General features: G+C 65.2%; 11 protein-coding genes. 1 reads left to right on the top strand and 10 read right to left on the bottom strand.

The window, feature by feature from the left end; translation table 11 throughout:
* Positions 1-28 precede the first annotated feature (28 nt).
* Positions 29-1477 (bottom strand): N-acyl-D-amino-acid deacylase family protein, encoded by a 1449-nt coding sequence (locus ACFOHJ_RS04160; protein WP_378218822.1) that lies wholly within the window; start codon positions 1475-1477, stop codon positions 29-31.
* A 22-nt stretch (positions 1478-1499) separates the two neighbouring features.
* Positions 1500-2357: a LysR family transcriptional regulator gene (locus ACFOHJ_RS04155; RefSeq protein ID WP_378218820.1), complete on the bottom strand. Its 858-nt coding sequence runs from the start codon at positions 2355-2357 to the stop codon at positions 1500-1502.
* Positions 2358-2545: 188 nt separating this feature from the next.
* Here ACFOHJ_RS04155 and ACFOHJ_RS04150 point away from each other — a divergent pair, with 188 nt between their 5' ends.
* The gene (locus ACFOHJ_RS04150) at positions 2546-3619 is read left to right on the top strand and encodes a pyridoxal phosphate-dependent aminotransferase (RefSeq protein WP_378218818.1); all 1074 of its coding nucleotides are present in this window, start codon (positions 2546-2548) and stop codon (positions 3617-3619) included.
* A gap of 6 nt (positions 3620-3625) precedes the next feature.
* On the opposite strand, the gene ACFOHJ_RS04145 is transcribed toward ACFOHJ_RS04150, so the two are convergent.
* The 8 genes from ACFOHJ_RS04145 to ACFOHJ_RS04110 all read right to left on the bottom strand — a co-directional run bounded on the left by ACFOHJ_RS04145 (position 3626) and on the right by ACFOHJ_RS04110 (position 14693).
* The gene (locus ACFOHJ_RS04145; RefSeq protein WP_378219198.1) at positions 3626-4579 is read right to left on the bottom strand and encodes a GlxA family transcriptional regulator; all 954 of its coding nucleotides are present in this window, start codon (positions 4577-4579) and stop codon (positions 3626-3628) included.
* Positions 4580-4668: 89 nt separating this feature from the next.
* Positions 4669-7089: a GcvT family protein gene (locus ACFOHJ_RS04140; protein WP_378218817.1), complete on the bottom strand. Its 2421-nt coding sequence runs from the start codon at positions 7087-7089 to the stop codon at positions 4669-4671.
* Positions 7090-7167: 78 nt separating this feature from the next.
* Positions 7168-8706 (bottom strand): trimethylamine methyltransferase family protein, encoded by a 1539-nt coding sequence (locus ACFOHJ_RS04135; protein WP_378218815.1) that lies wholly within the window; start codon positions 8704-8706, stop codon positions 7168-7170.
* A gap of 20 nt (positions 8707-8726) precedes the next feature.
* The gene (locus tag ACFOHJ_RS04130) at positions 8727-9695 is read right to left on the bottom strand and encodes a D-2-hydroxyacid dehydrogenase (protein WP_378218813.1); all 969 of its coding nucleotides are present in this window, start codon (positions 9693-9695) and stop codon (positions 8727-8729) included.
* Positions 9696-9700: 5 nt separating this feature from the next.
* Complete coding sequence (locus ACFOHJ_RS04125; RefSeq protein ID WP_378218811.1) at positions 9701-10321, bottom strand: hypothetical protein; 621 nt, start codon at positions 10319-10321, stop codon at positions 9701-9703.
* A 1-nt stretch (position 10322) separates the two neighbouring features.
* The gene (locus ACFOHJ_RS04120; protein WP_378218809.1) at positions 10323-13181 is read right to left on the bottom strand and encodes a 2Fe-2S iron-sulfur cluster-binding protein; all 2859 of its coding nucleotides are present in this window, start codon (positions 13179-13181) and stop codon (positions 10323-10325) included.
* Positions 13178-13444 carry a sarcosine oxidase subunit delta gene (locus ACFOHJ_RS04115; RefSeq protein WP_378218807.1) on the bottom strand — a complete coding sequence of 89 codons (267 nt, stop codon included), beginning with the start codon at positions 13442-13444 and terminating at the stop codon, positions 13178-13180. Before ACFOHJ_RS04115 ends, ACFOHJ_RS04120 begins: the two co-directional genes overlap by 4 nt.
* A gap of 7 nt (positions 13445-13451) precedes the next feature.
* Positions 13452-14693 carry an FAD-dependent oxidoreductase gene (locus tag ACFOHJ_RS04110; protein WP_378218806.1) on the bottom strand — a complete coding sequence of 414 codons (1242 nt, stop codon included), beginning with the start codon at positions 14691-14693 and terminating at the stop codon, positions 13452-13454.
* Positions 14694-14960 lie beyond the last annotated feature (267 nt).

The raw sequence follows: 14960 nt of genomic DNA, 5'->3' as shown, positions 1-14960 counted from the left end.
GAGGTCGGCGGCCGCGCCGCCGGCTTCCTCAGTGCCGGCTGTTTCCCATCGGCTTCAGGACCTTGCCCGGGCGGGCGCCGGTTGCCTTGCCCTCTTTCCATACCGGCTGGCCGTTCACCAAGACGAGGTCTATGCCAACCGATTCCAGGGTCGGCTGTTCGAACGTCGCCTTGTCGGCCACGGTCGCGGCATCGAAAAGCACGACGTCGGCAAAGTTGCCGACCGCCAGGCGGCCGCGCCGGTCAAACCCGAATTCCTTTGCCGGCAACCCCGTCATCCGAAAGACCGCCTCTTCCAGCGTGAAAAGGCCGAGTTCACGGCAGTAGTGCCCGAGGATGCGCGGGAACGTTCCCCACAGGCGCGGATGGGGATGCTTGTCGTGCGGCAGGCCGTCCGAGCCGATCATGGTACGTGGGTGGGCGAGAATGCGCTGCACGTCGTTTTCGTCGAGCTGGAAATAGACCGCGCCGGCCGGCAACAGACGCGCCGCCGCCTCTCGCTCGGTGCACTGCCATTCGCTAGCGATATCGGCCAGATAGCGGTTCGCCATGTCGGGGTAGGGGTCCGACCAGGTGATGAGGATCGGCAGGCCAATGTCGCAGCGTTCGAATTTGAGCACGGTCGAGGACGCCGCATAGGGGTAGCAATCCTGGGCGATGTCGAGCGTCTGGCGGGCCGCGTCGATCTGGTCGAGGGTCGGGCCGCTCTTGCCGAAATTGTCGCGCCCCGTAACCTGGTGATGGGAGATGATCAGCTTGTTGCCGGCATCGCTCGCAATCTCGATGGCCTCGTCGATCGCTTCCTCGAGTTTCTCGAAATAATTGCGTGTGTGGGTGACGTAGAGCCCGCCCGATTGCGCGGCGGTATGGGCCAATGCCTTGACCTCGCCGGTGGACGAATTCACGGCGGGGGCATAGTCGAGGCCGCTCGAGAGACCGAAGGCGCCAGCGGCCATGGCCTTGGCCACTTCTTCCTGCATCAGCATGATCTCGTCTTCCGTCGCCGGCTTGTCCATGCTGGGAAGAAAGCGCTGCCTCAGCGTCGTGTGTCCGACCAGGAGTGCCGCGTTGGTCATCGTCCCGATGCGCGAAAGCTCGGAAACGTAATCCTCGAAACGGTCGAAGCGGAAATTTTCCTGGCCCCCCACAAGGGTGAAGGGCGGCGGCGGAGTGGCATCGAGCAGCAGCGGCGCCAAGCTTATGCCGCAGTTTCCCGCAACCACAGTCGTAACGCCCTGGCTGGTCTTGGCGATCATCCCCTCGCCGGACAACAGCGCGCTATCGTCATGGGTGTGGGCATCGATGAACCCCGGCGCGACGACGCGGCCCGATGCGTCGATTTCCTGCCCGCCCTCCTCCCGCGACAAATCCCCCAGCGCCGCGATCATGCCGCCGTCGATGGCGACATCGCCTGCGAAACGCGGTCCGCCGCTGCCGTCGACGACGGTGCCGCCGCGGATGATGATGTCGTATGTCATGCTTCCCCCAAAGGTGACGGTTCTAGGCCCCGGACGACAGTGTCGCGGCTACGCCGCGCACGCCGCCAAGCGCCAGTGATTGCAGTTCAGGATCCCGGCTGAACGCCGGATAGACCAGATAGACGGGCCGCTCGAATACCGGTGCGCCTTCCACGGGACAGAGGCGCTGCTCGGCCAACATGGAGTCGACCAGCGATCGCGGCAGGTAGGCTGCTCCCTTGAGCGCGAGCACGTACTGGAGCCCGAGCGCTCCGAGCCCGACGGATATAGTGGGGATGGGAGCGTCGGGAAACGCTTCGACGAACTCTCTGCCGAAATCCTGGCCCCAGTTGACCATGACGAAATGATCCTGCCAGGCGCCCTCCATCTGGGGGTGGCGGACCAGGACGAGCTTTTCGATGAGCAGTTCCTCGACGACCAGGCCCGGGCGCTGGCGTGGCAGATACAGGGTCGCTGCATCCATCGTTCCAGCCAGGATGCGGTCCGTCAGCGTATCGGAATAGCCGGCCTCCAGTTGAAGGGCGACAGTGGGCGCATGTTCCTTCATCCAGAGAACCCACGCCACGTTCAACTGGTCCTGCAAGGCCACCGGGCCACCGAAGCGGAACGTCGCGCTAAAGCCGTCCGGCAGCGCGACCTGATGGCGTGCCTGGTCCCAGGTCTGGACGATCCGTTCGGCAAGCGGCCGGAAATCATGGCCAGCTGGCGTCAGTTCCGCGCCGGCCCGGCCACGCCGGAAAAGGACGCAGCCCAGTTCCTTTTCCAAGGACTGGATGCGCCCGCTGATCGTGGATTGCATGACGCCGAGGCGGGCCGCCGCGATGCTGAAACTGCCGGCGTCGGCAACGCTGCGAAAGCTTTGCAGGGAATCGAGATTCATGGCATCCATCTTGATTATCGATAATAGAGCACGATGGTATTCTCATTCCAAAAATTACCAAGCCGGCGCCACAAAAAATCGGAGGCCATTGACGGTGCATTTTTCGCTATGAATTGGCCGCCCGATCCCGTCTCCTCAAGGAACGGATGATATGTCGCTTGGCGACAGGTGAAGGGAGCACCGTACGGATGCGGCTGTTTTCTCGGGTCGAGGCGATCGAGGCTTTTCCGCTGGCCGATTTCGGCGGGCACGACAAGCCGACGCTCGCACAGAACGAAAGCGCCTTTGCGCCGAGCCCGGCCGCGCTCGAAGCGGGAAGGGCTGCCCTTGCCCGGGCGGCGCTCTACCCCGATCCCGATTGGAATGAATTGCGCAGCGCGATTGCCGAAACCCTGGGGGTGGAGCGCGGCCTCGTCCTGTGCGGCGCCGGCTCGATGGATCTGATTTCCTGCGTCGTCAGGGCCTATTCGGGACCCGGGGACGAAATCCTGGCGAGCGCCTATACCTACCTGTTCGTCGCTTCCACGGCCGCCCAGGCCGGCGCGACCTATGTGCAGGTTCCGGAAGACGATTTCGCCGTTTCGGTCGATCGACTTATTGATGCGGTAACGCCTGCCACCCGGATCATCTTCCTGTGTAACCCGGGCAATCCCACCGGCACCCGTATTGGGAACGCGGAGATCGTGCGCCTGCGGGCCTCATTGCCAGCCGGCGTCCTGCTGGTGGTCGACCAGGCCTATGGGGAGTTCGACGATCAGGACCCGCGGCCGGTGTTTCAACTCGTGAACGAGGGCAATACTGTCGTGCTGCGGACGCTCTCCAAGGCCTATGGCCTGGCAGGCCTGCGGGTGGGGTGGGGGCTGTTTCCGGCCGACGTCGGCCGGGAAGTACGAAAGATCGTGAACTCGAACAACGTCACCGGCGTGGCGCTGGCCATGGCGACCGCGGCGCTGCAGGACCGCGCCTACGTCAGCGATGTCGTCAGGCGTACGGCTGCTATTCGCGACCGTCTTGCTGGCCGGTTGAGGGACGCCGGGCTCGAGGTCCCGTCCAGCTTCACGAATTTCGTGCTGGTCCGCTTTTCCGGCGAGGCGGAAGCCGTGCTGGCGGACGAGCGGCTGCGGGCCGGCGGCCTGATCGCCCGCAAGGTGGCGGGCTACGGCTTGCGCGACTGCCTCCGGATAACGATTGGCCGCGAAGAGGAAATGGTGCGCGTCGGTCAAATCCTCGGCGGCCTCAGAGGGGAAAGCGGCGCGATCTGAAAGAAACTACTGGCCGCGCGCCCGCAGCGGCGCCTGCCGGTACTTGAAGCGGTAGCATTTGGAGAAATGCGAGGCTGAAAGAAAGCCGCAGGCGAGGCCGATCTCGGAAATCGTCATGTCGGTCTGCTGCAGCAGGTGCCTGGCGCGCGCCAGCCTGAGGTCCATGTAGTATTTTAGCGGCGTGCGGCCGATATGGCGCTGGAACAGGCGTTCCAGGTGCCGTGGCGAAATCCCGGCGGCCTCGGCGAGCTTTGGCGTCGGAACTGGGTCTTCGAGCCGCTCTTCCATCAACCGGATGACAGCGCTCAGCCGGGGGTGGCGCAGGGCCATTCGGCCGGGCAGCGACGTGCTGGCGGTTTCCTGTATCTTCCGGATCGAGGAATAGATCAGTTGCTCGGCGATCTCGCCGGCAAGGGCCGGCCCGTGCATGTCCTCGACGAAACTCAGCACCAGGTCGACGGACGAAGTGCCGCCTGCGGTCGAGTAGCGGTGCCCGTCGATGACATAGGGGGAATGGCTGAGGATGACCTGAGGAAACTCCTCGGCAAAGCTGGTTTCGTTCTCCCAGTGGATGGTCGCGCGCTTGCCGTTGAGCAGGCCCGCCTTTGCCAGCGTGTAGGTGGCGGTACAGAGGCCGCCTACGGGTACGCCATGCACCGCCTGGCGGCGCAGCCAGTCGATTATGGCTCTCGTCGAGGCGTGCTTGATGTTGTCGCCGCCGCAGACCAGCACCGTTTCGCCCCCATCCAGATTGGCCAGCCCCCTGTCGACGGGAAAGGGTACGCCGAGGGACGAGCGAACCGGCTCGCCGGTTTCTGACATGAAGCTCCAGCGGAAGGTTTCGCTGCCGGCGATGCGGTTGGCCACCCGCATCGTCTCGGCGCAGCAGGATAGGGACAGCATCGAGAATCCGTCGAGGAGAAGGAATACGAACGGGCTTGCGGCCTCGCATCGCTCCATTCCTTTCGGGATAGCCAACACCATGTCCCTAGCCCCGGATGGTTAGAGAATTTCCAGCAAGAGTGCGAACCGGTTTTGCCTCCATAAGTTCATGCGCGCAGCTTTTCGCCCTTCGGGTCGAAGGGGGGGCGTTCCAGCACTCGCGCCTTGTGGGGGCGGCCGAGGATGGCGACGGAAACCTCGTCGCCGGGCCTGGCCTTGCCGGCCTTGAGGGTGGCGAGCGCCAGCGACATGCCAACCGAATAGCCGTAGGCGCCCGACGTCACCTGCCCGGCCGGCGTGCCATCGGGCAGGAAGACCGGCTCGCCGCCGGTGGCGTCGGCATCGGCCGCCTCGATGGCCACCATCACCAACGTGTCGCGCGCCGGCCTGTCGGCAACGGCCGCATAGGCGTCGCGGTTGAGGAAGTCGCCCTTGTCCATCTTGACCAGGCGGGCCATCCCCACTTCCTGCGGCCAGTATTCGGTCGAATATTCGCGCCCCCAACTGCCATAGCCCTTCTCCACGCGCAGCGACATCAGCGCACGCGAACCCACCGGACCGCCGCCGAGCTTGCGGGCCTCGCCGATCAGCGCGCGATAGAGCGCGACCTGATCGGCTTCGGCGCAATGCAGTTCCCAGCCGAGATCGCCGGTAAAGGAAACGCGCAGCGCGATCACTTCTATGCCCGCCACCTCGATGCGGCGCGAACGCATGAACGGGAACGCCGGGGTGGAAAGGTCGGCATCCGTCAGCGCCTGCAACAACTGCCGCGCCTTCGGCCCGGCGACGTTGAAGCCGGACATCTGTTCGGTCATCGAGGTAAAGCTGGTGCCGGCCGGCAGGGGAACGGCCCGGAAATAGCGCTGGTGGAAGCGCTCGGCCATGCCGGAGCCGAACATCATGAATTCCTGTTCGTCCAGACGCGTCACCGTGAAGTCGCCGGCGATGCCGCCGCGCTTGCCGATCATCGGCGTCAGGCACGAGCGGCCGATCTCGGCCGGCATGCGGTTGGCGAGCAGCCGGTTCAGCCACTCTTCCGCGCCCGGTCCCGAGATCCGGTACCTGGCGTAGTTGGAAATGTCGATGACGCCGACGTGCTCGCGCAGCATGCGCGCCTCGCGCCCCACCGGCTGCCACCAGTTCTGACGCGTGAAGCCGTTGGTCTCCTCGCGCGGCTCGCCTTCGGCCGCGAACCACAGCGGATGCTCCCACCCGTAGTTGAGGCCGAACACGGCTCCCATTTCCTTCTGCGTGGCATAGGCCGGGCGCGTGCGCACCGGCCGGCCGGCCGCGCGCTCCTCGTTCGGAAAATGGATCTTGAAGCGGTGGCTGTACTGGTCCTGCACGCGCGCCTTCGTGAAGGCCTTGTTCGCCCAGTGGCCGAAGCGTGCCATGTCCCAGCCGAACATGTCGAGCGACGGTTCGCCGTCGATGATCCATTCCGCCGCCAGCTTGCCCAGCCCGCCCGATTGCGAGAAGCCGGGGATCAGGCCGATGCAGCAGAAATAGTTGGCGAGTTCGGGCACCGGCCCGAACAGCGCGGAACTATCGGGCGACCAGATCATCGGCCCGTTGATCACCCGCTTGACGCCCGCGCTGCCTGCCGCCGGCACGCGCGTGATGGCGCGCATCATGTTTTCCTCGATGCGCTCGAGATCGTCGGGGAACAGTTCGTGGCCGAAATCCAGCGGCGTGCCGTCCTCGGCCCAGAACTTCATGTTGCGTTCATAGGCGCCGATCAGCAGGCCGAGGCCTTCCTGGCGCAGGTAGTATTCGCCGTCGCGGTCGGCGACCGACGGCAGCCGCCGGTCGAGTGCGGCGATCTCGGGGATCGTTTCGGTAACGAAATACTGGTGCTCGGTGGGGATCAGCGGCACCGTCAGCCCTGCCAGCGCCGCCACCTCCCGCGCCCACAGGCCGGCGGCGTTCACCACCCATTGCGTGCGGATGTCGCCCTTGTCGGTGCGCACGATCCAGCTTCCGTCGGCCTGCTGCTCGGTCGCGGTCGCGGCGGTAAAGCGATGGATTTCGGCGCCGCGCTGGCGTGCTCCGGCCGCATAGGCCATGGTGACGCCGGACGGGTCGACATTGCCGCCCTGCGGTTCGAACATGATGCAGCGCACCCCGTCGAAATCGACCAGCGGGTGCAGCCGCTCGGCGTCGGCGCGGCTGACCTCGTAAAAATCCATACCGTAGCGGCGCGCCTTGGCCTCCTGCAGCCGCAGCTGGTGCTCGCGGGCCTCGGTTTGCGCCAGATATAGCGATCCCGGTTGGAAGACGCCGCAGCCTTGCCCGGTCTCGGCCTCCAGTTCCTTGTAGAGCGCCATCGTATAATGCTGGAGCCGGCTGATATTGGTCGAATCGTGCAGGCCGTGGATATTGGCCGCCGCGTGCCAGGTCGAGCCGGATGTCAGTTCGGAACGTTCCAGGAGAACGACGTCGGACCAGCCGTGTTTGGCGAGGTGGTAAAGAACCGAGCAGCCGATCAGCCCGCCGCCGATGACAACCACCTGGGCATGTGTACGCATGTGGGGATATTCCTTGTTCAATCTGACGAGATGGCTCCCAACCTCAAGGCCGGGCTGATAGGCGAGCTGGCCGGCGCGTCACGGCTCGTCGGAACCGATCTCCTCGCGCCGCCTGGCGACATAGGCGTCCAGTTCCTCGCGAATGGCGGGATCCATCTGCGGCTCTTCGTATTCGTGCAGGGCCTGCTGCCACAGCAGCGTCGCCCGATCGAGCGCGTCCTTGCCGCCGGCTTCCTGCCAGGCGCCGTAATTCTGCCAGTTCGACAGCATGGGCTGGTAGAAGGCGGTCGAGTAGCGCGCCATCGTATGCTCGGAACCGAAGAAGTGGCCGCCCGTCGGCACGCCCTTGATGGCCTCGAAGCCGAGGTCATCTTCCTGGAACGGCACCGGGCGCAGGAACTCGATCATGTTCTGGAGGATTTCCACGTCGAGGATCAGCTTTTCGTAGGAAGCGGTCAAGCCGCCCTCCAGCCAGCCGGCGGCATGATAGATCATGTTGGCACCGCCGAGCATCGCGCCCCAGGTCGCCATCTCCGTCTCATAGGCTGCCTGCAGGTCGACCGCGTTGGAGGCGTTGGCGTTGGAGGTGCGATAGGGCAGTCCGTAGCGGCGGGCTAACTGGCCGCCGATGATGTTGGCCTTGGCGTTTTCCGGCGTGCCGAAGGCGGGCGCGCCAGAACGCATGTCCACGTTGGAGGTGAAGGCCCCGTACATGACGGGTGTCCCCGGATTGACGAGTTGGGTGAGCACGGCGCCGAACAGCGCCTCGGCGTTCTGCTGCGACAGGGCCGCGGCCAGCGTCACCGGCGTCATCGCGCCCATCAGGGTGAAGGGGGTTATTGTAACCGGCTGGCCGTGCTCGGCCATGGCGATCAAGCCCTCGGCCATGGCCCCGTCGAACAGGCGCGGCGAATTGACCGAGATGATGGTGATAACGCCCGGCGAAGCCCGCATCTCCTCGACCGGGATGCCTCTGGCGATCGCCATCATGTTGATGCCGTCCATGGCGCGGCCGCGGCCGATGGCCGTGCAGTGGAAGCTGAGGTCGCTCAGCGTCAGGTTAGCCCGATAGGTATCGAGATGGCGTGAATTTGCCGGCAGTTCCACCGGGGCGACGACCTGGTTGCCGATGATGTGGATGGCGTTGAAATAATGCGCGAGGCGGATGAAGTTTTTGTAGTCCTCCAAGTTTCCCTGGCGCCTGCCGTTCACCCGGTCGTGGACGTTCGGCGGGCCGGCGACGAGGCCGAAGGCAACGTTGCCGCCGCCGATCTCGAGCTGCTTGGCGGGATTACGGCTGGTCAGCGTGAAGGTGTGCGGCGCGGATTTCAGCGCCGCCATCACCAGGCTTTCGTCGATGCGCACGGTTCCTTCGCTGCGGTCGACAATGGCGCCGGCCTTCTCGAAGATGCCGAGCACCTTTTCATCGAGCACCCGGATGCCGAGTTCGGACAGGATGCGCATCGAAGTCCGATGCAGGGCCTCCATCCTGTCCTCGTCGAAAAGCTGCATCGGTGCGTTGTTGTTGACGACCTGCTGCCAGGGCAGTTGCGGGATGCTGGCGCCCACGCGGTCGGTCTTTCCCCGCCGTCCGCCGCTTCGTCTTTCCTGCGTCATCGAAACGTCCTTCCTTTGCGTCAGTAGCCGCGCTGCGGCACCACGACGTTCTGCAATGGTTCGCCGCGCCTGTAGCGCGCAAGGTTGTCCGAGAACATGCGCACCGCCTTGAGGTCCCAGCCATCATAGATGGAGGAACAGTGCGGGGTGATCGTCACGTTTTCATAGGCCCATAACGGATTTTCCGGCGGCAGCGGTTCGGTCTCGAACACGTCGAGCGCCGCCCCCGCGAGGTGCCCCGCGTCGAGCGCCGCCATCAATGCCGCCTGGTCGACGACACCGCCGCGCGAGACGTCGATCAGGAAGGTTCCCGACTTGATCGCCGCCAGCGCGTCAGGGCCGACAAGGCCCCTGGTGTCCGGAAGGAGTGGGACGCAGACGACGATGAAATCGGCGCGCGGCCAAAGCGCCGGCAGTTCCTGCGCGCCATGGACTTCATCGACGCTGGCGATGGCGGCAGGCTGTGCCCTGACGCCAATGACGGTCATGCCCATGGCCTTGGCGCGCTGCGCCACCGCCTGCCCGGTCTTGCCCAGGCCGAGGATGAGGACAGTGCGGCCCTCGACCGGACGCATCGGTCGAGGCGCCCACTGCCGCTCCCGCTGCCGGCGCTGGAAGCCGCGCAGGTCGAGCGAGAACGACAGCATGGCGCCGAGCACATATTCCGCCATCATGTTCGCGGCCACGCCTGCGGCGTTCGTCACCGTTACCTCGCGGGGGTCCCACGGCTGCAGGTGGTCGGTGCCGGACCCGCCGACCGATACCCACCTGACCGTCGGGCTCTCGACGAGAGCGGGGCGGGGAAATTGGGGCGTTCCGGCGAAACGGACGGAGTAGACGACCTCCGCCCCGGTGCGCGCGACAAGGCCGGGCAGGCCCGAATAATTGTCGCAGGTATGGATATCGAGATCGCCATGATCGGCACGAAGCGCCTCCAGCGCCGGGGCGGGGGAGTTCGTATGCAGGATGACGGTCGGCTTCCGGGACATCGCGATCACCTCGACGGACCAGTGGGCGGGCGGACATCCCCGGCTCCCGGCGTCGTTTGCCGGATGGCTTCAGCCATGCCGACTGTCCGCGCAAAGAAAGCCGCGAGCGAAATGTCGAACAGGATATCGAAGCCGTCCGCGCTTCGCGTCACGACCGCCTCTATCGAAGCCACGCGGGTTTGCGCGATCCGGTCGGCGCCGAAGTGCTCTGGGCGTAAGTCCACGGTGCAGAGTCGCGCCATGAGAGCGGTCGCATCCGGGCCGGACAGGCGCATCCATGCCCAGCCTTCCTCGCGCCAGGAAGAATAGCCGCGGGCACCCTCTGCCCTGTTCCACCTGTCCACCAATTGGCCGAGAGAGTTGGCGGCATTTTCGGCCAGGAACAGGAGGTCCTCGTTTCCGAGGCGCAGGACCCGCATGCCATCGTGCATGCCGATGCGGTTGACGGCGGGCAGGTCGAGCCCTTGGGAAGCCAGCCAGCCGGCGCTACCGGGCCCTTTGGTTCCGAAGCGAGGCCTTTCGGTAAGATCGCTCAGCGTGACGCGGCCGCTGGGCAGCGGCAATTCCGCCGCGGCACCGCCGGGGGCGAACGGAAAAAGGCGCTGAACGGAGGAAAATTGCGTCATGCTACAAATCCTGACGCTTGTTTTCCGGGTCGAAGAACGTATGCGTCACCACGGATGCCTCGACGATGCGCCCGTTGCCGCATCGAATGGAGATGCGCGACCCCTTCGCGCTGTCCTCGGCATGAACATATGCGAGGGCGATCGGATAGCCCAGCGTCGGCGAGTGGCCGATCGACGTGATGGTGCCAACCGGGTTGCCGTGGCGCAGCACCAGGCCTCCCTCATCCGGCAGGTTGCCGGCGTCGGCCGGGAACGCCAGCCCGACGAGGCGACGCTTTTGGTCAAGCCGTGCCCGCATCTCGATCGAGCGCTTGCCTACGAAAAAAGGCTTCTTCTTCGATACGGCCCAGGTAAAGCCCAACTCGTCGGGGGTGGTCAGGGCGTCGGTATCCTGGCCAATCAGGATGTGCCCTTTTTCCAGCCGCAGGATGCGGGAGGCTTCCAGCCCGTAAGGGCGCAGGCCATGCGGGCGGCCGGCCGCCATGACCGCATCCCACAGCGCAGGCGCGTAGCTCGAAGGGCAGTGCAGTTCGTAACTGATCTCGCCGGTGAAGCCGATGCGCATGGCGCGAACCGGGACGCCGGCAAGCATGCCTTCATGGCCGTCGAGATAGGCAAAGCCTTCGCGGCTGAAGTCAATGTCGCTTTCCATCGCCTCGAGGACGGCACGCGCTTTCGGCCCGGTCAGGTTGAGGCCCGAAAAAGCGCTGGTGAGATTGAGCACGTCGACCTTCAGCCCCCACTGGGCATTCCAGAACAGCATGTCGGCATAGACACGCGCGACAGCGCCAGTCGTCGAAGTCACGTAGAAACGGTCCGCGGCAAGGCGGTAGGCGACGCCGTCGTCGATGACGGAGCCCATCTCGTTGAGCATCAGGCAATAGCGCACCTTCCCGACGGACTGGTTCGCATGTGCCATCGTATAGAGCCGGTCCATGAAGAGGCCGGCATCGGGGCCGCGGACTTCGAGCTTGCCCAGCGTCGATACGTCGAGCAGCCCGGCGTGGTTGCGGACGGCGTCCACTTCCCGCTTCGTCAGTTCGCCGGCGTGTTCCGGGGCGCCGTAGAAATAGGGTCGCCACCAGGAGCCGACGGGCTTTATACGCGCGCCAAGTGCGAGGTGCCGGGCGTGCAGCGACGTTCGCCGCTCGAGGGCATGGTGATGGCCAGCCAGCAGCCCCAGCTTTTCCGGCCCGGTCGGCGGCCGTGCGGTCGTCACCCCAACCTGGCCGACCCGGCGCCCGGTAGCAGTAGCGACGATGCGCGCGGTGGCAATCGCCGAATGACGGCCTTGGCTCGGACCCATGCCGACCGTGGTGAAGCGCTTGGTCAGTTCGAGTTCGCTGTAACCTTCCTCGACGGCGTTCAGAAGATCCTTGATCTGTAGGTCCTCGTCGAAATCGACGAAATCGCGCCCTTTGGGATGCGGGACGAGCGGCTGGGCATATCCATTTGCGGTCGGCGGCCGCAAGCAGTTCTCCGGGACTGGCAGCGACCCATGCCCTAGGCCGGAAAGGGCCGCCTGCGCGACCCGCCGTCCATCCATGATCGCGCCTTCCAACCCGGTGTTGCCGCTGATGGAGCCGCACAGCAGAACATTGTCGCGTGCAAGCTCTAGCACCATGCGTGCTGACGTGTCTTCATAGCCGACCTTTGCCCCTGCCTGGCATGGGAGTTGCCAGGCGGGAACCTTGCCGACCGATACGGAAAGCAGGTCGCACTCTATCCAGCGGCCGGCTACCTTCACGGCGGCGACATGTCTGTTGCCGGCGGCGCCCCGGGCTTCTTCGATCATCGCTCCGGATAGTATCTCGACGCCCAGGGCGCGTAACACAGCCTGCGCGCCGTTTTCAGTTCCGACGGGGCGAGGGTCGATCAGCGCCGCGATCGTGACGCCAGCGTCGAGCAGGTCCTGCGCGACATCGTAGCCGTCGCCGTCGGCCGCCAGCACCACGGCGCGCGTCCCGGGCCGCACGGCGTAGTGCCGCATCAGCCGCTGCACCGCGCCGCCGTGGAGGATGCCGGGCAGGTCGTTGTTGCGGAAGACAGCCGGCTGCTCGATCGTTCCGGCTGCGAGGATGACTTGTCGCGCACGTGCGCGGTAGAGCCGGTTTTTCTGGATCAGCGGCAGCCAGTTGTCTTCAAACCAGCCATTGCAGATGGTGCCGGTGAGGATGCGCAGATTTGGCAGCGAGCGCGCTTCCCTCACGAGATCGGACAGGGTCACTCCGTCGCTGCGCCGATAGGTCAGAGACCCGCCCGGCTCGGGGTTTTCGTCGCAGATGACCACGTCGGCACCTGCCTTCGCCGCGACAATGGCGGCGGAAAGCCCAGCCGGGCCCGCGCCGACGACCAGCACGTCGCAATGCAGGTTGACCTGATCGAAAAACTGGGGCGGCGCGGCGGTGTCGAGAACGCCGAGGCCCGCCTTTCGGCGGATCAGGGGCTCCCACAGCTTCAGCCAGCTGTCGCGCCGGGGTCCCATAAAGGTGCGGTAGTAAAAGCCGACCGGCAGGAATCGCCCGAGGCGGTCCATCAGTGCATCACGGTCATGATCCAGCGAGCCTGAGACGTTCTGGGCGCTGACGACCAAACCGTCGCGGATCGGCTCCCGGTCGGCCTGCACGTTCGGCTCGTGCCCGGCCTGCACCAGCGTATTGGCTTCGGCGCCGGCCATGCTGACCGCCCCTCGTGGCCTGTGGTATTTGAAGGAGCGCGACAGCACCCATTGCCCCGACGCGGCCAGGGCGCTGGCGATCGTATCGCCGCCGAAACCTTCGAAGGTCTTGCCCTCGAAGCTAAAGCGGACAGGGCGCAGGCGGTCGATGCGGGTGCCCCATGGGGCAGGAAGCCGGCTCATCGCCGTTCCCCGGTTTCGGCGGGCAGGAAGGTGCGGACGACCTCGTTGGATTCGGTGTCGCGTTCGGCCAGGAAGAACACGTTGCTGGGCACGTGGCGCCACCATTCGACGACGATGCCCTTGCGGTTGTCGGCCCTGAACAGATGCTGGCCCCATTCGGCGTCGCTCGTCTTTTCCGGGTCGGGCGTTTCGCGCAGGGGGCCGAACGACTGGAACTCGTCGATGTTGCGAAAGCCGTTCACGGGACATGCCAGTAGTTTCATCGCCGCCTCAGTGACTCGCCGCCGTTGCGCCCATTTCGTTCAGGAGCCTGAACGATCGGAACCGTTCCATGGAAAACGGCTTCAGGATGTCCGGGACCCTGCCGCTGGCGATCGTTTCGGCCATGCGCTTGCCGGCCACGGGCGTGGCCTTGAACCCCCAGGTGCCCCAACCGCAATCGAGCCACAGATTGGCGAGCGGACTGGCTCCCATGATCGGGCTGTAGTCGGGCGTCATGTCGGTGATGCCGGCCCACTGCCTGAGCAGGCGCACGTTTTGCAGGAACGGGAAAAGGTGCACCGCACCCGCCGCTAGGTGCTCCTTCATGTCCAGTGTCGAGCGCGTCGAATAAAGCTGGTAAGGATCCGAGCCGCCGCCGATGACGACTTCGCCACGGGAGGACTGGACGAGATAGGTGTGCAGCGACACCGACGACACCAGCGTGTGCAGCCATGGCTTGAGCGGTTGCGTCACCATTGCCTGGAGGGGATAGCAGCGGATCGGCAATTCGATCCCCGCCTTGAGCGCCGTCTCGTAGTTCATTCCTCCGGTGGCGATCATGACCTGGCCGCAGGCGATCGCGCCGCGGTCGGTGACGACCTTCCGGACGCGCCCGCCGCTGATCTCGAAGGCGGTCACCTCGGTGCGCTGATGTATCTCGACGCCGCGCCGGCTCGCCTGCGCGGCATAGCCCCAGGCGACCGCGTCATGGCGGGCAGTGCCGCCGTCGGCATGCCAAAGGCCGCCGAGAATCTCGAGCGGGCCGCCGTAATCCATGTTGAGAAGGGGCGAGAGTTTCCCGACCTCCTTCTGGTCGACCACCTCGGTGCGGGTGCCGAGATGGGTCCCCATGGCGGCACGCGCCTTGAAGCTGCGCAGCGTCGCCTCGGTATGCGCCAGCGTCAACTGGCCGCGCTGGGAGAACATGACGTTGAAGTCGAGTTCCTGTGACATGCGCTCGTAGAGTTCGACCCCTTCCTTATAGAAGGCGATACCCTCGGGCGTGATGTAATTGGAGCGGATGGTGGTGGTGTTGCGGGCCGTGTTGCCGCCCGCCAGGTAGCCCTTCTCCAGGACGGCGACATCGGTGATGCCGTGATATTTCGATAGATAGTGCGCGCAGGCCAAGCCGTGCCCGCCGCCGCCGATGATGACGATGTCGTAATATCGCTTCAGTTCCGGCGTCGGCGGTATATCGCGCCGCGCCGGGTAAGTGCGGCTGAAACCGTATTTGAGCAGGCTAAAGGGCATGGCGACCAGGGCCGTCGAACGGGTCGAAGGCTGAAATGCCGGGGCGTTCCTCGCAGTCGCGCGGCTGGGCTGCCAGACTCACGGCGCGGCTATTCGTGCACTTGGAGACCAGGCCCGTCCCGTGATCACGCTGCGATCGGCTCACGAACGCCACTTTCATCTCTCCCCCATCGTCGAGATATGATTAATTTGACCTCATATGGAATTCACGTAATAAGTTCAGCCTCATTGCTCAAAAAAAACGATGCCACTGCCCTCCTACCCCGC

Source organism: Aquamicrobium soli (genome assembly GCF_042646345.1).
In the GTDB taxonomy this organism is placed as follows: domain Bacteria; phylum Pseudomonadota; class Alphaproteobacteria; order Rhizobiales; family Rhizobiaceae; genus Mesorhizobium; species Mesorhizobium soli_A.
Note: the sequence above shows the minus strand (reverse complement) of the source record. Positions and strands in the feature narration are given on the sequence as shown.